Source organism: Mesorhizobium sp. M0011 (assembly GCF_040324155.1).
Taxonomy (GTDB): Bacteria; Pseudomonadota; Alphaproteobacteria; order Rhizobiales; family Rhizobiaceae; genus Mesorhizobium.
Window position 1 is genome coordinate 23,191 of the sequence record NZ_JAMYVQ010000019.1, and the last position, 18,485, is coordinate 41,675.

Annotated in this window: 15 protein-coding genes; 6 read left to right on the forward strand and 9 right to left on the reverse strand. The window is 63.2% G+C overall.

The features are described 5' to 3' along the window. Positions 1–801: a ComF family protein gene (locus NKK51_RS20295; RefSeq protein WP_352554397.1), complete on the reverse strand. Its 801-nt coding sequence runs from the start codon at positions 799–801 to the stop codon at positions 1–3. 65 nt (positions 802–866) lie between these two features. Here NKK51_RS20295 and NKK51_RS20300 point away from each other — a divergent pair, with 65 nt between their 5' ends. Beyond that, entirely contained in the window at positions 867–1,742 is an 876-nt protein-coding gene (locus NKK51_RS20300) for a methyltransferase domain-containing protein (protein WP_352554398.1), read from the forward strand. A 28-nt stretch (positions 1,743–1,770) separates the two neighbouring features. On the opposite strand, the gene NKK51_RS20305 is transcribed toward NKK51_RS20300, so the two are convergent. The 5 genes from NKK51_RS20305 to argJ all read right to left on the reverse strand — a co-directional run bounded on the left by NKK51_RS20305 (position 1,771) and on the right by argJ (position 4,947). Beyond that, positions 1,771–1,956, reverse strand: coding sequence for a Flp family type IVb pilin (locus NKK51_RS20305; RefSeq protein WP_128304558.1), 186 nt, complete (start codon positions 1,954–1,956; stop codon positions 1,771–1,773). Positions 1,957–2,065: 109 nt separating this feature from the next. Beyond that, the gene (locus NKK51_RS20310; protein WP_023811152.1) at positions 2,066–2,380 is read right to left on the reverse strand and encodes a hypothetical protein; all 315 of its coding nucleotides are present in this window, start codon (positions 2,378–2,380) and stop codon (positions 2,066–2,068) included. A gap of 128 nt (positions 2,381–2,508) precedes the next feature. Then, a complete protein-coding gene (locus tag NKK51_RS20315; RefSeq protein ID WP_352554399.1) occupies positions 2,509–2,931 on the reverse strand; it encodes a (deoxy)nucleoside triphosphate pyrophosphohydrolase in 423 nt (140 codons plus the stop codon). Then, positions 2,924–3,676, reverse strand: a complete 753-nt coding sequence (locus tag NKK51_RS20320) for a GNAT family N-acetyltransferase (RefSeq protein WP_031213220.1) — start codon at positions 3,674–3,676, stop codon at positions 2,924–2,926. Before NKK51_RS20320 ends, NKK51_RS20315 begins: the two co-directional genes overlap by 8 nt. A 29-nt stretch (positions 3,677–3,705) precedes the next feature. Then, positions 3,706–4,947 carry a bifunctional glutamate N-acetyltransferase/amino-acid acetyltransferase ArgJ gene (gene argJ / locus NKK51_RS20325; protein WP_352554400.1) on the reverse strand — a complete coding sequence of 414 codons (1,242 nt, stop codon included), beginning with the start codon at positions 4,945–4,947 and terminating at the stop codon, positions 3,706–3,708. Positions 4,948–5,122: 175 nt separating this feature from the next. Between argJ and NKK51_RS20330 the strand changes: the two genes are divergently transcribed. Together NKK51_RS20330 and NKK51_RS20335 are read left to right on the forward strand one after the other, a co-directional pair. Beyond that, positions 5,123–6,352: a caspase family protein gene (locus NKK51_RS20330; RefSeq protein ID WP_352554401.1), complete on the forward strand. Its 1,230-nt coding sequence runs from the start codon at positions 5,123–5,125 to the stop codon at positions 6,350–6,352. A 303-nt stretch (positions 6,353–6,655) separates the two neighbouring features. Then, the gene (locus NKK51_RS20335) at positions 6,656–7,255 is read left to right on the forward strand and encodes a TetR/AcrR family transcriptional regulator (protein WP_352554402.1); all 600 of its coding nucleotides are present in this window, start codon (positions 6,656–6,658) and stop codon (positions 7,253–7,255) included. 66 nt (positions 7,256–7,321) lie between these two features. Here the strand turns inward: NKK51_RS20335 and NKK51_RS20340 are convergent, their stop codons facing one another. Beyond that, positions 7,322–8,239, reverse strand: a complete 918-nt coding sequence (locus NKK51_RS20340) for a peptidylprolyl isomerase (RefSeq protein ID WP_352554403.1) — start codon at positions 8,237–8,239, stop codon at positions 7,322–7,324. Positions 8,240–8,508: 269 nt separating this feature from the next. Here NKK51_RS20340 and secA point away from each other — a divergent pair, with 269 nt between their 5' ends. Then, positions 8,509–11,241 (forward strand): preprotein translocase subunit SecA, encoded by a 2,733-nt coding sequence (secA, locus tag NKK51_RS20345; RefSeq protein ID WP_352554404.1) that lies wholly within the window; start codon positions 8,509–8,511, stop codon positions 11,239–11,241. A 202-nt stretch (positions 11,242–11,443) separates the two neighbouring features. On the opposite strand, the gene NKK51_RS20350 is transcribed toward secA, so the two are convergent. Both NKK51_RS20350 and NKK51_RS20355 read right to left on the reverse strand, forming a co-directional pair. Next, positions 11,444–11,698, reverse strand: a complete 255-nt coding sequence (locus NKK51_RS20350; RefSeq protein ID WP_352554405.1) for a hypothetical protein — start codon at positions 11,696–11,698, stop codon at positions 11,444–11,446. A gap of 127 nt (positions 11,699–11,825) precedes the next feature. Next, positions 11,826–15,407: an Eco57I restriction-modification methylase domain-containing protein gene (locus NKK51_RS20355; RefSeq protein ID WP_352554406.1), complete on the reverse strand. Its 3,582-nt coding sequence runs from the start codon at positions 15,405–15,407 to the stop codon at positions 11,826–11,828. Between the two features lie 365 nt (positions 15,408–15,772). On the opposite strand from NKK51_RS20355, the gene NKK51_RS20360 reads away from it, so the two are divergent. Continuing rightward, a complete protein-coding gene (locus tag NKK51_RS20360) occupies positions 15,773–17,173 on the forward strand; it encodes a lipopolysaccharide biosynthesis protein (protein ID WP_352554407.1) in 1,401 nt (466 codons plus the stop codon). After that, positions 17,173–18,453, forward strand: coding sequence for a GNAT family N-acetyltransferase (locus NKK51_RS20365; RefSeq protein WP_352554408.1), 1,281 nt, complete (start codon positions 17,173–17,175; stop codon positions 18,451–18,453). Before NKK51_RS20360 ends, NKK51_RS20365 begins: the two co-directional genes overlap by 1 nt. Positions 18,454–18,485 lie beyond the last annotated feature (32 nt).

The following is an 18,485-nucleotide window of genomic DNA, read 5'->3' on the forward strand; positions in this document are numbered from 1 at the left end:
TTATATAGTCGCGGACTCGTCCGCCCGGAAGTCCCCCGGCAACACACGCGCAAAGGTCAGCACGTCGACGGCGGCCGCACCTCCCCTTTTCAGCGCCTTGGTGGCGGAACGCACCGTGGCGCCGGTGGTGTAGACATCATCGATCAAAAGCACCCTGCGGCCGGCGATCTCGATTTCCGCCTCGGCGGGTACCCGAAAGGCGGCCCGCACATTTTCCTCGCGCTCCCCGCGCTCCAGCCCGACCTGCTGGCGGGTGAGTTTCACGCGCCGCACCGCCGAGGGGGCGAAGGGCAATTCGCTGAGTACCGAGACCGCCCTCGCCAACTCCGCCGATTGGTTGAAGCGCCGCCTGAAAAAGCGCCGCCAGTGCAGCGGCACCGGCACCACCACGTCCGCGTCGGCGATGAGATCGGCACCGGCGCGAACCATCCTGCGCGCCATCCATGGTGCCAGATCCGTGCGATCCTGGTATTTCAGCCCCTGCACCATCTGTCGGGCAACGCCGGAATAGGCGACCGCCGCCCGCGCCCGCTCGAAAGGCGGCGGATCGGCAATCGCCTCGGCGGACAGAAAGCCTTCGCCCATATGGTGGGTGAACGGCGTGCCCATGACCGCGCACCATGGCCGCTCCAGCAGCCTGAGCTTCGGCCAGCAGGCGCCGCACAGCACGCCCGGCTGCGAGACATGCCGGCGGCAACCGGCGCAGACCGGCGGAAACAGCATCCGCGCCGGCCAGCCGACAACCGACCGGGCCAGGTTCGTGATTCCGATGGACTTGATCTTGGGCATCGGATCGGCCACGTGGTTGCTCCTGCACGCCACTATATCAACGATCTCGGAGCGTGGACAAACAAAGGATCTGCCCGTTGCAGCCGATAATGGATACCTCTCTGTGGCTGGCGCACAAGCGGCGCGCCCTTGCCCATCCGGTCGACGGCGCGGACTTCCTCATGCGCCGCACGGCCGAGGACCTTGCCGACCGGCTGGGCGCCGTCGAGCGCAGGTTCGGCAAGGCGGCTGTGCTGTTTTGCCAGACGCCGGCGTCGGCCGAAACGCTCGCCGAAAGCAGCAAGGTCGCCGACATTGTCCGCGTCGAGGCGGACACGGCCTTCCTGAGCGGTGGCGGCGCCGGCTTGATCGCACCGCTCGAAACCGTGCCGTTCGAAGCGGAAAGCCTCGATCTGGCGGTGTCGCTTCTGTCGCTGCAGGCCATGAACGACATCCCCGGCATGCTGATCCAGATCCGCCGTGCGTTGCGGCCGGATGGGCTTTTCCTCGGCGCCTTTGCCGGCGCCGGTACGCTTTTCGAATTGCGCGAAAGCCTGCTTTCGGCCGAGACCGAGCTTTACGGCGGCGCCAGCCCGCGTGTCGCCCCGTTCACCGACGTGCGCGATGCCGGTGCGCTGCTGCAGCGCGCCGGTCTCGCTCTGCCGGTCGCCGACGTCGAGACGGTGACCGTGCGCTATGCCAGCCTGTTTAACCTTATGGCGGATTTGCGGGCCATGGGCGAAACCAATGCGCTCACCGATCGCAGCCGGCGGCCGGGCTCGCGCAAGCTGTTTGCCCGTGCGGCGGAAATCTACGCCGAGCGGTTTTCCGACCCCGACGGCCGCGTGAGGGCAAGCTTCTCGATTGTCTGGATGTCCGGCTGGGCGCCCGACGCATCGCAGCAAAAACCGCTGAAGCCAGGGTCGGCCAAGATCTCGCTGAAGGCAATTCTGGAGGCGCCCGGCGGGCAATGATCCTGCCCGCAGGCGCGGAAAAGCCGGATCAGGGAGTGGGTGCGAAAGCGTTCGCAAGCTTGCTGTTATTGTCGCTGAACAGCCAGGTGAGCGAGTCGAAGACCCGGCCGATGCCGCCGACGATAGCCAATGACAGCACGGCGACGATCAGGCTATATTCGACGGCCGTGGCGCCGGTCTCGTCGTTCAGAAAACGCAGCAGCACTGCTTTCATGGCCTTAACCCCTCTGTCCGGGACCTTACAGCCGACCTGTTAAGAAAGGTTAACGGCAAAGGCTTAACAGGCGATGAAGCTGCCGCCTTTCCGAAATCTCTTAACCATGTCAGCAGTCGCCGCTGCTCCTGCCATTGGACCTGATGATGCAGACCGAGCTCGGCTGCGGCTGCAGCACGCTGCGGCGCAGCGTGTAGGTTTCGCGATGGCCGATCGAGCCTGTGGCCGCCATGTCGAGCCCGCCGAAACCATTACGGGCCGAGAGCGAGCGTGTCTGGCTGTCGAGGAAAGGGGTTGCGATCAGCGCCAGCGCCACCGCGGCCGAACCGAACAGCAGCGTGATGCGCAATATGCCCATGCCCGCATCGGCGGCGCGAAAGCCGCGCTCGGGCCGGATCGAGTCCCAATCCCTGTCTAGGCTCATGCTATCGCTCCCCGGCAAATCGACGGCTCGGCCGCGAACGGCCATGCCTCAATTTTTCACGACGAGATAAATCTTCCATTAACGCTGGCTGATACACGCCTCGGCCAGGAACCGACCGAACGCGAGCCTCAGAGAAGATCGATGAGGAACGGGATCAGCGGCGCATCGGCCGGCGGCATCGGATAGTCGCGCATCTGCTTCGGCCGCACCCATTTCAGCGTCTGCCCTTCCCTGGGCTGGGCTATGCCGCGAAAGCGGCGGCAGACGAACAGCGGCATCAGCAGGTGGAAATCGTCGTAGGAATGACTGGCGAAAGTAAGCGGCGCCAGGCACGGGATGTCGGTTTCGATGCCGATTTCCTCATGCAGTTCGCGAATGATGCATTGTTCGGGCGTCTCGCCGGGCTCGACCTTGCCGCCGGGAAATTCCCACAACCCGGCAAGTTGCTTGCCCTGAGGCCGCTGCGCCAGAAGCACCCGGCCGTCGGCATCGACCAGCGCGCAGGCGGCGACCAGCAGCAGGCGTTTGCCGGCGGTCACGACCTCATTCATGACCCGGCGGCCGGCGGTAGTGGTAGCGATAGACTTCCTCGAAGCCGAGCGAATGGTAGAGCGCCAGCGCCGGCACATTGTTGGCCTCGACCTGCAGCCAGGCTTCCCGCGCGCCCCGCAGCCGCGCCCATTTGAGCGCCGACAGGATCAGGTTGCGGCCATGGCCCCTGTTGCGCGCCGACTTGTCGGTGGCGACCTCGAACAGGCCGGCGAGATCGCCGTCATGCACGCAGATAAGCGTCGCCAGCGCCTCGGCTCCATCTTCGAGCGCGAACAGCCCGGCTTCGGGCTGGATGGCGCCGATGATCTCCGACAGGCCGGGCCGCAGCGAAACATCCGAACCGCTGACCTTGAGCAACGCGCCGATGAAGCGGCTGATGTCCTTGAGCGGAATCTGGTCCATGGCGGCGTCGAGCTGCGCGCCGGCCAGCGGCAGCCGCATGACCAGCGACTCGTCGAACCGGCTCCAGCCCTCGCGGTCGAGATGGCTGGCGAGATCTGGGCCCGACAGCGGCGACATGCGGAACGTCAGCGGCCTTCCATAGGCATCGAAACGGCGGCTGGCCCGGCCGATACGGTCGGCCATGTGCATGATATCGCCGGGATCGAGCGGATTGACCGAGTTCAGCCGCTTGGCCGGATGGCCGGCGGTCAGCCGCACCACCCAGGTGCCGTCATAGTGGACGGCGGCTGCCGGCCAGGCGCGAAAGCCGGCCGCCTCGTAGCGGCGTACGATCGCGAGCATGCTTGCCGGATGCCTGGAGCTCAAAACCGTCAGCTCCGATAATCGCCATTGATGGCGACATATTCCTTGGTGAGATCGCAGGTCCACACCGTCGCCTTGCCGCGACCGATGCCGATATCGGCACGGATGCGGATGTCGTCGCGCTTCATGTAGGCCGACGTCGCGGCCTCGGAGTAGCCGGGGTCGCGCTCGCCTTCATGCGCCAGCCTGTTGTCGCCGAACCAGATCGACAGCCGGTCGCGATCGGCGGGTTCGCCGGCCTTGCCGACGGCCATGACGACGCGGCCCCAATTGGCGTCCTCGCCGGCGACCGCCGTCTTGACCAGCGGCGAATTGGCGATCGACAGCGCGATGCGCTTGGCCGAGCGCGCCGATTTGGCGCCGGTGACGGTGATTTCGACCTGCTTGCGGGCGCCCTCGCCGTCGCGCACCACTTGCAGCGCCAGCGATTTCAGCACCTTGCCGAGCGCCCGGCGGAACGCGCCGAGACGGGCATCCCTGGGATCGGTTATCTCCGGCGCGCCGCGGCTGGCGGCCTTGCCGGTGGCGAAGATCAGCAGCGTGTCGCTGGTCGACGTGTCGCTGTCGACGGTGACCGCGTTGAAGGTCTTGGCCGTGCCGCGCGACAACAGATCCTGCAGGACAGGGGCGGCGATCGGCGCATCGGTGGCGATGAAGGAGAGCATCGTCGCCATGTCGGGCGCGATCATGCCGGCGCCCTTGGAAATGCCGTTGATGGTGACATCGGCGTCGCCGAGCTTGACGGTCGCAGTCGCCAGTTTCGGATAGGTATCCGTGGTCATGATCGCCTTTGCCGCCTCGGTCCACAGCCCGGGCTTGCCGTTGCTGACCAGCCCGGCCAGCAGATGGCTGAATTTGCTGGTGTCGAGCGGCTCGCCGATGACGCCGGTCGAGGCCAGGAAAACCTCCGCTGCCGTGCAGCCGGCCGCCTTCGCCGCTGCCTCGCCGGTCAGCGCGGTCGACTCGCGGCCTCTCTTGCCGGTGAAGGCGTTGGCGTTGCCGGAATTGACGACCAGCACCCGGGCCTTGCCTGCGCCGAGATTCTGCCGGCAGAAATCGACCGGCGCCGAAGGGCATTTCGATTTCGTGAACACGCCGGCGATCGCGGTGCCTTCATCGAAGACCATGGTCAAAAGATCGGTGCGGCCCTTGTACTTTATCCCTGCCTCGGCGGTGGCGATGCGCACCCCTTCGATTTCCGGCATTTTGGGGTATTTCTTCGGCGCGAGCGGCGAAATCGTCGTGGACATGGAGGCCTCGGGCGGGAAAAATCGCAGGGGAAGGCCGGTTTGCCCGATAGACCGCGCGGGCGCAAGGGCGTTTTCGTCGCTCTTGCCCGGGAGCTCGAACCCGCTCGTGGTTAGGTTAGGCCTGCATTTCAAATCCGATGGCGTCGCCGGGACCGATGGCGTTATGATCTGCCCCATGGGCAGGCTTGCGATCCTTGCATGGGCATTTCTGGGACTTTTGCTGCTGAGCGCGGATGCGCAGCCGCAACGGCGGGTAGCGCTTGTCATCGGCAACGGCACTTACGCCGAAGCCGGCACGCTGGCCAATCCTGTGAACGACGCCCTCGACATCGCCGACAAGCTGCGCTCCATCGGCTTCGATGTCATCGAAGGCAATGATCTCGGCAAGCGCGAACTCGAGCGCAGCATCGGTGAGTTCTCCGATGCGCTCGAAGGCGCCGGCGTCGGGCTTTTCTACTATGCCGGCCACGGCCTGCAGGTCGACGGGCGCAACTACATCGTGCCGGTCGACGCCAGGCTGGACGTACCGGTCAAGCTGCAGCTCGAGGCCGTGCCGATCGACGAAGTCCTCGACATCATGGAACAGCAGACCAAGGTCAGCCTGGTGTTTCTCGATGCCTGCCGCAACAATCCATTTGCCCGCAGTCTCAGCCGCACCGCCACCACGCGCTCGGCGAAGGCGCTGGCCGGGCTGGCGCAATTCGATTCGACGCGCGGCTCGTTCATCGCCTTCTCGACGGCACCTGGCGCTGTCGCCATGGACGGCAGCGGACGCAACTCGCCCTTCGCCGCCGCCCTGCTGCGCCACATCGCCGAGCCCGGCCAGAGCATCAACGACATGATGATCGCGGTGCGCCGCGACGTGGTTTCGCAAACCCGCGAAACCCAGCGCCCCTGGGAGCAGGGATCGCTGCTCGAACGCTTCGAATTCGTCTCGGACGGACAACCCGCAGAGCCACAAAGGCCGGCCGCGGCGCCGGCGCCTTCGACGGAAGTCGCCGCACTTGAACGCTCTGTCGGCGACGACAAGGGATCGATCGAGAAATTCCTGCGCCAGGACTATCTGACGCCGGACACCAGGGCGATGAGCGAGACCGTCAAACGGCTCTACGGCCCATCCGCCATCATCTTCGGAACCCGCTACGACGCCGACGCCATCGTCAAGGTCAAGGCCGACTGGTTCGCGCAGTGGGCCTCCTGGTCGCTAAGCATGGAGGCCGGCAGCCTGGAAGTCGCTCCGCAGGGCGAAGATCGCGCCGAGGCAGTCTTTGCGATGCGCTACGACTATCTTCCAAAGGACACGTCGGCGACACGCCTGACCGGCAAGGCGCGCGTCACGCTTGGGCTGGTCAAGGCCGGCGGCGGCTGGCGTATCGAATCCGAGACATCGCAGGCGATGCAGTAGGCGTGATCCCACGGCCAGCCGGGCAATTTAAGCCGGCAGCGTCTCATAGCGATAGGAATTTTTTCTTGACTCGGTGAGGGCAGCTATGCTACATTTTTGCCTATGGTGCTGATTTGCGCCAGTGACCCGCCGCCCGGCGGGTTTTTGCCTTTGGAGCTTCGCTAACCGACACGCCGGTAGACTTCCAGAGAATAAACTTAACCCCTGCCGCTACCATCCGTTCCTGAAGCTTGAAAACGCGCCGTTTCGTTTGAGCGTCGGGTCGCCTATATTGCCGGCGATAGTGTTGGCGAGGAGACAGAGATGGCCGAGGACGCCGATCCGGCGCGCAGATCGATCGGTGCGCGGCGCAACCCCGACAGCGCCGATGCCATTCTCCAAGCCGCCGAGGCCGTGCTGGTCGAAGCCGGTTATGCCGGTTTTTCCATCGAAGCCGTGGCGCGGCGGGCCCGCGCCGGCAAACCCACCATCTATCGCTGGTGGCCGAGCAAGGCGGCGTTGCTGCTCGAGGTCTACCAGCGCCAGAAGCGCGTCGATGTTCCCGATACCGGGCGGCTGGAGGAGGATCTCGTCGGCTTCCTCAAAAACCTGTTCGCCCACTGGCGCGAAACATCGTCGGGAAGCGTGTTCCGGTCGCTGATCGCCGAGGCACAGTCGGACGAGGCCGCTGCCGCGGCCCTTGCCGACTACTCACTGGGCCGACGCTCCCACACCGGCCAGATCATCGAACGCGCCAAGGCAAAGGGCGAAATCCCGGCCGACATCGATTCAGCTGTTGTCGCCGACCTGATCGCCTCCTTCGCCTGGAGACATCTGTTGACCAACCGCCTCGACGAGGACGAAGCGACCATCGGCAAGGCGGTCAACTACGTGATGCGAGGCATAGCGGCGCCCGCCCCGTAAAGATGGCAATGAGAAAGGGCGCGGCAACCCCTGGCTGCCGCGCCCTTTTTTAAGGAGCTATCAGTCTTACTTGGCGCTTTCCAGCGTATCGACCGTCTTCTTCAGGTTCGCGTCGGGGATCTCGATCTTGGCGCCGGCGCGCAGGGACTTGACCAGTGCGAAATATTTGTCGCGGATGACCGCCTGCTTGGCCTGGTCCTTGACGTCGTCGAAGGCCGGCGGCTGCTTGGTGCGCTTGTCCTCGAGCTTGATGACATGCCAGCCGAACTGCGTTTGCACCGGCTGCTCGGTGTATTTGCCGACCTCGAGCGCGGAGGCCGCCTTGTCGAACTCCGGCACCATCTGGCCAGGTCCGAACCAGCCGAGATCGCCGCCGCTGGTCTTGCCCGAGGGATCGCTGGTGTGCTCGTTGGCGAGCTTCTGGAAGTCGGCGCCGCCATCGAGCTGCTTGATGATGGCCTCCGCCTCTTCCTTGGTCTTCACGAGGATGTGACGGGCATGCAGCTCATTGGTGGGCGGCGTGTTGGCGATTTCCTGGTCGTAACGGGCGCGGACCTCGGCGTCGGTGACCTTGTCGACGACGCCCTTCTCGACCATCTCGCCATGCAGCGCGCGCTGCTGCAGGAAAGCCATGCGGCGCTGGAAGTCGGGATCCTTGTCGAGCCCTGTGGTGACCGCCTCGGCGGCCATGACGCGGATCTCGATGGCAGCCGAAAGGGCGGCGGCACGGCGCTGCTCGGGCGGCAATTGCGCGAACTGCTGCGACAATTCCCCTTCGGCAAGCACCAGATCTGCTTCGGTCAGGGGCTGGCCGTTGACCGTGGCGATAACCTTATTCGGATCGACCGGTGCCGCGGCTGGCGCTGCTGCATCCGCCGGAGCGGGAGCGGTTTGCTGCGCCATCAGCGGCGAGAGCGAAAGGGCCGACAGGCCGACGGCCAAGCCAAGGCTGGCGAGCGACGCGCGGCGGAACAACAGGGACATAGGGCGACTCCGGTGGGGATTGTTAAGAGGGGTGCTTCCAGATCGGCCAGATTGTGGCGGAATTTGGCGCAGCCAGCAGGGCCGGCGCGGCGTTGACATCAGTTGAGCCCCCTCTTATCTGTCCAACGACTTTGCGTCCAGAACCGTTTTCCGGGCGCTTTTTGTGTTTGCCAGGTGTTCACTAATGTGTTTGCCAGTGTTCACGTGGAATTGATGGGGCCGGCCGGCGCTCATCTCAAGATTGAGAATTCTATCGAAAGGACCATTGGATGGTCAGTCTCGGCGGTCTCGCCCGTAAGGTTTTCGGTTCCTCCAACGACCGTCGGGTCAAATCGACCCGGCCTCGTGTCGAGGCGATCAACGCCATGGAAAACGAGATGCGGGCGCTTTCCGACGAGGAGTTGGTCGGCCGCACCGCGAAATTCCGCCAGGACATCGCTAACGGCGCCACGCTCGACGACCTGTTGGTGCCGGCCTTCGCCACCGCCCGCGAGGCGGCGCGCCGCGTGCTCGGCATGCGCCCCTTCGATGTCCAGCTGATCGGCGGCATGGTGCTGCACAATGGCGGCATTGCCGAGATGCGCACCGGCGAGGGCAAGACCCTGGTCGCGACGCTGCCGGTCTACCTCAACGCGCTCGCCGGCAAGGGCGTCCACGTCGTCACCGTCAACGACTATCTGGCCACCCGCGACTCCGAATGGATGGGCCGCGTCTACAAATTCCTCGGCCTCTCGGTCGGCGTCATCGTCCACGGCCTTTCCGACGAGGAGCGCAGCGCCGCCTACGCCGCCGATGTCACCTACGCCACCAACAACGAGCTTGGCTTCGACTATCTGCGCGACAACATGAAATACGAGCGCGCCCAGATGGTGCAGCGCGGTCACAATTACGCGATCGTCGACGAAGTCGATTCCATCCTGGTCGACGAGGCGCGCACGCCGCTGATCATTTCCGGTCCGCTCGAGGACCGTTCGGAAATGTACAACACCATCGACACCTTCATCATCCAGCTGCAGCCGCAGGATTATGAGATCGACGAGAAGCAGAAGACCTCGATCTTCACCGAGGAAGGCACCGAGAAGCTCGAGAACCTTTTGCGCGACGCCGGCCTGCTCAAGGGCGAGTCGCTCTACGACGTCGAGAACGTCGCCATCGTCCACCACGTCAACAACGCGCTGAAGGCGCACCGGCTGTTCCAGAAGGACAAGGACTATATCGTGCGCAACGGCGAGATCGTCATCATCGACGAGTTCACCGGCCGCATGATGCCGGGCCGCCGCTATTCGGAAGGCCTGCACCAGGCGCTCGAAGCCAAGGAGCATGTGGCGATCCAGCCGGAGAACCAGACGCTGGCCTCCGTCACCTTCCAGAACTATTTCCGCCTCTACAAGAAGCTCTCCGGCATGACCGGCACGGCGCTGACCGAGGCCGAGGAATTCGGCAACATCTACGGCCTGGAAGTCACCGAAATCCCGACCAATCTGCCCGTCGTGCGCATCGACGAGGACGACGAGGTCTACCGGACTGTCGAGGAGAAATACAAGGCGATCGTCAGGGAGATCCGCGAAGCCAGCGCCAAGGGCCAGCCGACGCTGGTCGGCACCACTTCCATCGAAAAGTCCGAGCAGCTGGCCGAGCGCCTGCGCAAGGAAGGTTTTACCGATTTTGAAGTGCTGAACGCCCGCCATCACGAGCGCGAGGCGGCGATCGTCGCCCAGGCCGGCAAGCCCGGCGCCATCACCATCGCCACCAACATGGCCGGCCGCGGCACCGACATCAAGCTCGGCGGCAATGCCGAGATGCGCATCGAGGAAGAACTCGGCGACATGCCGGCCGGACCCGAGCGCGAGGCGCGGGAAAAGGAAATCATTGCCGACATCGAGCGGCTGAAGGAAAAGGCGCTGGCCGCCGGCGGCCTCTACGTGCTGGCCACCGAACGCCACGAATCGCGCCGCATCGACAACCAGTTGCGCGGCCGTTCCGGCCGTCAGGGCGACCCCGGCCGCTCGAAATTCTTCCTGTCGCTGCAGGACGATCTGATGCGCATCTTCGGCTCCGAGCGCATGGACGGCATGCTGCAGAAGCTCGGCCTCAAGGAAGACGAGGCGATCATCCATCCGTGGATCAACAAGGCGCTGGAGAAGGCGCAGAAGAAGGTCGAGGCGCGCAACTTCGACATCCGCAAGAACCTTCTGAAATATGACGACGTCTCCAACGACCAGCGCAAGGTGGTGTTCGAGCAGCGCATCGAGCTGATGGACGGCGAGGGCCTCTCCGAAACGATCGCCGAGATGCGCGAAGGCGTCATCGACGAGATCGTCGCCAAGGCCATTCCCGAAAACGCCTATGCCGAGCAGTGGAACGTTGCCGGGCTGAAGGCCGAGATCGCCGAGTTCCTGAACCTCGACCTGCCGGTCGAGGACTGGGCCAAGGAAGAGGGCATCGCCGAGGACGATATCCGCGAGCGCATCGCGCAGGCCGCCGAAGCCGCCGCCAAGGAGCGCGCCGAGCGTTTTGGCCCCGAGGTGATGAACTATGTCGAGCGCTCGGTGGTGCTGCAGACGCTCGACCATCTGTGGCGCGAGCACATCGTCAATCTCGACCATCTGCGTTCGGTCGTCGGCTTCCGCGGCTACGCCCAGCGCGATCCGCTGCAGGAATACAAGGGCGAGGCGTTCGAGCTGTTCCAGGCCATGCTGGGCAATCTGCGCCAGGCCGTCACCGCGCAGCTGATGCGCGTCGAACTGGTCCGCCAGGCCGCCGAAGCGCCGCCTCCGGAAGCCCCCGACATGTTCGGCACCCATATTGACGGCACCACCGGCGAGAACGACTTCGAAGGCGGCGAAACCGCCCTCCTGGTCCGCCCGGAGACAACCGCCATCGTCGCTCCCGAGGACCGCGATCCCAACAACCAGGCGACCTGGGGCAAGGTCGGCCGCAACGAGGCCTGCCCCTGCGGCTCTGGCAAGAAATACAAGCACTGCCATGGGGCGTTCGCGTAAGGCGCCTTTTCCCCGTTCACGGGGGTGAGGCGTGGTCCGCGCAGCGGACGAAAAGCCAATTGCTTGGCTTTTCGAACGACGAACGCCCGGAGCGATAGCGAAGGGCTGGGTGCCGGCGTTTGCGATTAGCCAATCTCCCCACCTGAGGGGGAGATGGCCGGCAGGCCAGAGGGGGGCGCTGTAGCGCCAGCCTCCGGGATTCCTACACTGCCTTGAGTCGCTCCAGCTCCGCCGCAAAAGCAGCCCGTAAGGCCTCGCCTTCTTCGCCGGGGAGCAATTGCGCCAGTTCCGGAAACAGCTTTTCCCAACTTTCGGTCTCTGCCTTGCTCCATGGCAGCCGCTCAGCTTGCCGAGCAAGCCGCAGAATCCGGTTAAGGTGCTTGCGGATATAGGCAGCGTTAGGAACGCGAGGCTCGGTCACAGCAAGTTCGGTGTCGAAAAGCGAAAGCTGATTCATGCGACTATTTAGGCGTTCCGTAAGCCGTTTGACGAGGGCTTTCAGGCATTGCCGCGTCGCAGACTATCGTTTTCAACAAGAAGCCGCTCATCTGCCGACAGCGCGTAAAGCCGGAACAAAAGCTCGTTCATCTCCCGCTCCCCGGTTTCGATTGCATCCACGTCTTCGGCCAGAGCACCGACACGTTCGACAAACTGAGGATGGCCGGTGAAGCGGATTCAACTGGCGGCCGCCTCAATTCGGCGGCGAAGCGGTCAGCCTCGCGCCACTTGCGGCTGAGGAATAGCCAGCGCCAATAGGCTTCTGTAAGCCGGCCGGGCTCATCGTCAAGGTAAATGCGCCCGAGGATGATCGTACCGCCTGCATAGAGCCGGAGTTCACCATCGCGGAACGCCACTTCGAGACGTCCGCCACCATCAATCGCTGCCTGTAGCGCTTCGAGGCGGCTTGCCTCGAGCTCATCTAGTCGCGCTTCCGCCCAAGCGCGGCGATCGGCTTGCAGCTTTAGCGCCGCCGGAGCTTGCACTATCATTTCCGGCAGGTCTTGCAGATCGGGCCATAGCCAACGCATTGGATGTCGCGCTCGCGCCAATATAGAAAGCCGCTCCTCAACCGATTGCAGTAGTTCGCGGCGTCGCGTCCAATTCCGCTGCAACTCGCGCGCCCGGGTAGCAACCTCGGCGCGATCCTCCGGAGAGACGTTTGGGATCGGCAGAGGCGCAATGAATTGCTTGTTAGCGGATCGGTAATCGCCTCTAAAGGGCTTGGCTATCGAACGAAAGACGAAGTCGGCCACGGGAGCATTCAGAACCCCCATTAAATATGCCAAGTCAGTTCCTTGGGTGGCCGAAACGCCTCCTACGTCCACATTGTCGAGGCAAATTGATCCCGTGGCGTCCATGCTGACTTTCAAGTGCTCCACGAGTCGAGGGACAACTAGTTTCGCCAAATCCTGCTTGTCAATGTTCTGGCTTCGGCCAAACCGGTACCAAACGTCGTCATCGAATTTATTGTTTTCACGTCCACGAAGCTGCTGCTCCCATGACCTCAGATATGCCCAGGCGGAGGGGAACTTACGAACCATCTCTCTGCTGGAGATAATCCGCATCGCTCCACCAGGTTCTCGCTCATAAGGGAACAACAAGAATGTGTTTGTCTCAGGTTCCTCGTAGCGCTTTGCTTCACCGCCTGACACCAGCGACTTCATGATCGCATCCTCGATCTGAACTTCATAGGCCGGGAGGCCCTTAGGCGCGCAGCGGTAGCGGCCGGATCCAATGCGATCGAGGTGATAAATGGAATCAGCGCTTGTCTGGATCCCAACCGTAATTCCACTGGTCATCGATGCATCATCAAGACGCAGGCAATCTCGTGCCAGTCGATCGATCAATGCCCGCTCCGCGCCGGTCGCCATTAGCCATTCGCCGTCCTCGGCAAAGGCGTTGTAGGCTACCGACAGATCCTCGTCCGACCAGTCGACATCATGTGCCTCGGTTTCACCGGCGGGGGCAACGGCGATTCGTACCTGTTCGCGCGGCTCCTTGGTGAAGAACTGCAGCGCGGTGTAGGTGGTGACCTCTTCGAATATCTGGTTCGCCTTGAAGTCTAGCCAGCGGTCAAGCTGCTGTGTTCTGCGCACCAGCCTGCGCAGGCCTTCGCCGTACTGATTCACCGTCCATAGGCTCGGCGCGATATAGGCCATGCGACCGCCCCGCGCCAGCAGCCTCAACCCCTTCTCGATGAATGGCAGGTAAAGGTCGGTATTGCCGGTCTGAGCGCTGACATAGGTATCGTTACCTCGGTTCGCTTGCAGGTAAGCAACCACTTCGGGGTCAACCTTCATCAGATTCTGCAACTTCACATAGGGAGGATTGCCGAGAACAATATCGAAGCCCCCTTCCGCGTCATCATCCGGCCAGACTTCGGGGAAAGCATCCTCCCAGTCGAAGCTGTTGATGCGATCGATATAATCCTGCAGCCTCTCTCGACCGCCCCAGAAATCATGACCGACAAGACTGTTGCCGCACCGGATCGTGTGATCGAGGGAAGAAAGCGGTCCGTCGGCGCGAGCCGAATGTAGCCACAGTGCCAGCTTGGCGATTTCCACCGAAGCTGGATTGATATCGACCCCATAGATGTTGTTAGCGAGAATATCTGCGATCATCGGCGCCTCGCTAACAGCCGCCTCTACCGCTCCACCTCTGGCGCGCTCGATATCGCGATCCACCGCCATCCTTTCTTGCAACAGACGCCGGAAAGCCGAAATCAGGAATGCGCCGGACCCGCAGGCAGGATCGACGATGCGTATCGCGCGTAGTCGTGCGAGATACGCTTCTCCTGCGGAAAGGTCCGGCGCATCATCCGCCATGGTAGGATACCCGCTAGCTCCCCTGGCCGCAGCGAACCATGGCCCAAGGGCCTGTTCGACCAGTAGGTTCACCACCCACCCAGGCGTATAGTAGACCCCGTCGCGCTTGCGTTTCGAAATCTTGGCAACGCTCTCACGACCTTCCAGTTCGCCGGCGCGATACTCAAGCTCGGTTATCGATTGCTCGAAAATCCGTCCGAGAGTGTAGAGGCTGAGGCTTTCCTTCACATTGCCTCGAGAGGCATAATTGTAGCGCGCGCAGAGATAAAGCAGCGTGTCTCTGTCGCTTTCAAGTGCGGCCTCACCGGCGCCCTGCTTAGCCGCCGCGAACACATGATTCGGAATAGCCAAAGCGTTCATTGTGGGATTGGCGGCGAACAGGCCGCCGTTGATGTGCGGCACCCTTAGACCGCCGAACATGCCGCCCTCGTTCATGAAAGCAAACAAACGCTTGAAGAATTCCCAGAATTCCGACCCGCTGGGATCATAATAGGGTTCGACGCTGCGACTCTTCAGATGGTCACGGATCATTTGCGGCGGAAACAGCATCCGCGCACCCATATCCTCACAATAGAAAGCGAAAATAAACCGGTCGAGAAGTGCCTGCGAGAGCCGAAGGAGTTCCGTCGGTGTGCCGTCAAAGGCAGGGTTGGTCAGCCTCATAACCTCGAAAAGCCGCTCGCGAACCGCTTTGTAGCGATCATAAAACTCACCTTCGAGCGCACGCTCCTTGACCCATTGCCTCTCGATAAGTCGCAGAAGCGGCGGCCTACCAGCCTGAGAAAGCAGATAGTCTCGCTGAAACAGCTTCCAAAAAAGAAACCGATCGAACTGCGCGTCCTCGGAATTGGTTAGCAGGTCGTAATTCTCGGCGAAGAGATCGGTGCGGCGGATGACGAAGCGGAGATATTCCGATGGAGCACGATCCCACCAGTAGAGGCGAAACTCGTTCATGTCGGTGACGATCCCCCACCACGGCTGTACCGGCTCGTTGCCGAACAGTCCGCGCCGCGCGCCACGAATGTAGTTGAGGCATTGCTCGACAGGGGAGCGGTTGCTGCCCTTTCGATTCTGCTTCGCGTCGAGTTTCGAGCGAATGTCCTTGAACTCGCACAGCACCTGTGGCGTCGCGTGCAAGTCGCCACTGAACCAGCCGAAAGCCAGGTCCACCTCGCCTGGGCCGCCGCCGGCCCCCTCACCAGCGATGCGAAGTTTGGGAATGAGGGTCTGCAATTCAGGCGCTACTCGGCCCGCTTCGCCATACCCCCAAGTGTCGACGAAAAAGGTCTGGGTGAGTGCGCCTTCCGCCTGAACTTCGCTCAGTTGGCGACGGTTGACCATTCGCGTAAGCGCTGGATAAGGACAGTATCGGAACCGTCTCCGACATAGGCGCGGAATTCAAGCTCGAATTCGGCACGAAGAAAGGCGCGTGTTACGAAGCTGCGGCTGTCATCAAACATTGTAATGGGTCATTTTCGAAAAGCCGATTCAAACGTGACTAAGGCGCTCGCAAATCATCGGCGGACAGAGCCCGATTCATAAGCTACGTCACACAAACAGTTTTTTTTGTCCATCGATCCTGCAGCTTCGTCAATCCAGAATATGTCCCGACGGTCATGCGTGGACCACTCCCCACCCAACCGTTTCTTAATGTGTCTCCGCTACACAGAACGCTGAAAAGAAGCGGAAAACGGAGAGAAATCGGGGTGCGCTTTTCCGCGGCCACGACTGCCGGGCGGTTCTTGCCGCAGCGTTGGGCGCTGCGCATGGGGCCGTTGCTTGGCCGCATCGATGCCGTGCTGTTCACCGCCGACGAGCGCGGCGAGGCGAGCCGCATGTCGGTCATCGCCTTCTCGGTCCGCATCGTCAGCGCCGTCATCGCCTTCGTCAGCCAGGTGCTGATGGCACGCTGGATGGGTTCGTTCGAATATGGCATCTTCGTCCTCGTCTGGGTGACGATGGTCATCGTCGGAAACCTCGCCTGCCTGGGCTTCCACACCTCCGTCATCCGCTACATTCCCGAATACCGCGAGCGCGGCTTGATGGATGAGCTGCGCGGCATCGTGCTGGCCAGCCGGCTGTTCGTGCTGATCGCCTCCACGCTGATTGCCGGGCTCGGCGCGCTCGGCGTCTGGCTGGCAGCACCCTGGATCGAAAACTACTATGTGATCCCGTTCATCCTCGGCGTCATCTGCCTGCCGATGATCGCCATGTCCGACCTTTTGTCGGGACTGGCGCGCGCCAACAGCTGGGCGTTGTTTGCCCTGTCGCCGACCTATCTGGTGCGGCCCATCCTGATCCTGCTGTTCATGGCGCTGATGCTGCTGGCGGGCTACGCCCCTGACGCAAAGACCGCGATCTTCGCCTCGATCGCCGCCACCTACGCCACCACCCTTGGTCAGTTGATCGGTGTCACCCAGCGCATGGAAAGGCAGATCCCGGCAGGGCCGATGAAGGTGCATTTCGCGCAATGGTTCATCGTCTCGCTGCCGATCTTCCTGGTCGAAAGCTTCTTCTTCCTGCTGACCAATGCCGATGTGCTGATGGTCGGCGCCTATATGGACCCCAACGACGTCGCCGTTTATTTCGCCACCGTGAAGACGCTGGCGCTGGTGCATTTCGTCTACTTCGCCGTCAAGGCCGGCGTTGCCCAGCGCTATGCGCAGTTCACCCATGGCGACCCGCAAAGGCTTGCCGCCTTTGCCCGCGAGACGGTGTCGTGGACGTTCTGGCCCTCGCTGTTGATGGCGCTGCTGGTGCTGGTGCTGGGCGAGCCGATGCTGATGCTGTTCGGCCCTGAATTCAGCAGCGGCTATCCGCTGCTGTTTCTGCTCGTCTTCGGCGTCGTGGCGCGGGCCGCCGTCGGCCCCTGCGAAAGCCTGCTGACGATGAGCGGCAACCAGAACATCTGCGCCGCCGTCTATGCCATGACGCTGGCCTTCAACATCGCCCTCAATGTGGTGCTCATCCCGATGTTCGGCCTGTGGGGCGCGGCAATGGCCACCGCCTTTGCCATGATCTTCGAAGCCGGCGCGCTCTCCTTCACGGTGTGGCGCAAGCTCGGCATCGCCATGCTCATCTTCGTGCCTGCGAAAGGAGCCGCGTGATGGCCGCCATCCCGTTGCTTGAGGAAACCAGCGGCGGCACCGCCGGCGCCATGGTGTCGGGCCTTGCCGGGCTGACCCGCGACGCCGATCCCGCCCATATCGAGATCCTCGCCAACAACCGGCCCGAGCGCAAGCTCGCCATCTACCCGGCATCGGCAGGTTTCGACCTGGTGGAGGAGCTGGATTATCTCTGCGCCCGCACGGTCGAGCCCAACGTGTTCTTCAACCCGCGCTTCCTGGCGCCCGCCATGCCGCGGCTGGAGGATCGCGAGGTGCGGCTGGCGGTCATCCGCGACGGCGACGAATACCGCAACCGGCTGCGCCTTCTGGTGCCGTTCTCGGTGGAACGGCCGGTGGTGCCGCTCGGCGTGCCGGTCATGCGCACATGGTCGAGCCCGTTCGGTCCGCTCGGCACGCCGCTGGTCGACCGCGACGACCCGGTCGGCGTCGTCGAGGACTTCTTCTCGATGCTGTCGCGCCCGCACCTCAAGCTGCCGAAAGTGTTCGTCCTGGCCGATGTCCGGCTCGATGGCCCGGTGGCGAGCCTGCTTGCCACCGTGGCCGAGGCGCGCGGCCTGACGCTGATCACCACCGGCCAGAGCCAGCGCCCGGCGCTGGAGAGCGAGCTCGATGGAGACGATTATCTGAAGGCCTCGCTGCGCTCGCACCATTATCGCGAGTTCCGCCGCCTGAAGCGGCGCCTTGGCGACCTTGGCAAGCTTGAGCATGTCGTGGCGCGCGGCCCCGAAGACATCCGCCATGCCATCGAAGGCTTCCTGTCGCTGGAAGCGGCCGGCTGGAAAGGCCGCGAACGCACCGCCATGGCGATCGACCGCTTCCGCGCCGCCTTCGCCCGCGAAGCCGTGCACCGGCTGGCCGAACAGGACATGTGCCGCATCCATTCGCTGACACTCGACGGCCGCACCATCGCCTGCCTGATCGTCTTCGTCGAAGCCGGCGTCGCCTACACCTGGAAAACGGCCTATGACGAGACGCTGGCCAGCTATTCGCCCGGCACGCTGCTGATGATCGAGGTGACCAGGCAGCATCTCGACGATCCCAACATCATGATGACCGATTCCTGCGCGGTGCCCGACCATCCGGTGATGAGCCGGCTATGGGCCGAGCGCAAGCCGATGGGCACCCTGGTGATCGGCCTGGCGCCGGACGCCGACCGCCTCACCCGCCAGGCCGCCTCGCAACTGCACCTCTACCGCGAAACCCGCAACATGGCCCGCCTGCTGCGAAACCGCATGAAGAGCTTGCTGGGGCGGCGGTGAGAAAAGGCAGGGTGCGGTTCTGAAGAATGGCA

Bases quoted from the DNA above. Each gene is read 5' to 3' on its own strand.
- NKK51_RS20305 (WP_128304558.1), bottom strand. From the start codon at position 1,956: ATGAAAGCAGTGCTGCTGCGTTTTCTGAACGACGAGACCGGCGCCACG.
- NKK51_RS20310 (WP_023811152.1), bottom strand. From the start codon at position 2,380: ATGAGCCTAGACAGGGATTGGGACTCGATCCGGCCCGAGCGCGGCTTT.
- NKK51_RS20315 (WP_352554399.1), bottom strand. From the start codon at position 2,931: ATGAATGAGGTCGTGACCGCCGGCAAACGCCTGCTGCTGGTCGCCGCC.
- NKK51_RS20320 (WP_031213220.1), bottom strand. From the start codon at position 3,676: ATGCTCGCGATCGTACGCCGCTACGAGGCGGCCGGCTTTCGCGCCTGG.
- argJ (WP_352554400.1), bottom strand. From the start codon at position 4,947: ATGTCCACGACGATTTCGCCGCTCGCGCCGAAGAAATACCCCAAAATG.
- NKK51_RS20330 (WP_352554401.1), top strand. From the start codon at position 5,123: ATGGGCAGGCTTGCGATCCTTGCATGGGCATTTCTGGGACTTTTGCTG.
- NKK51_RS20335 (WP_352554402.1), top strand. From the start codon at position 6,656: ATGGCCGAGGACGCCGATCCGGCGCGCAGATCGATCGGTGCGCGGCGC.
- NKK51_RS20340 (WP_352554403.1), bottom strand. From the start codon at position 8,239: ATGTCCCTGTTGTTCCGCCGCGCGTCGCTCGCCAGCCTTGGCTTGGCC.
- secA (WP_352554404.1), top strand. From the start codon at position 8,509: ATGGTCAGTCTCGGCGGTCTCGCCCGTAAGGTTTTCGGTTCCTCCAAC.
- NKK51_RS20350 (WP_352554405.1), bottom strand. From the start codon at position 11,698: ATGAATCAGCTTTCGCTTTTCGACACCGAACTTGCTGTGACCGAGCCT.
- NKK51_RS20355 (WP_352554406.1), bottom strand. From the start codon at position 15,407: ATGGTCAACCGTCGCCAACTGAGCGAAGTTCAGGCGGAAGGCGCACTC.
- NKK51_RS20365 (WP_352554408.1), top strand. From the start codon at position 17,173: ATGGCCGCCATCCCGTTGCTTGAGGAAACCAGCGGCGGCACCGCCGGC.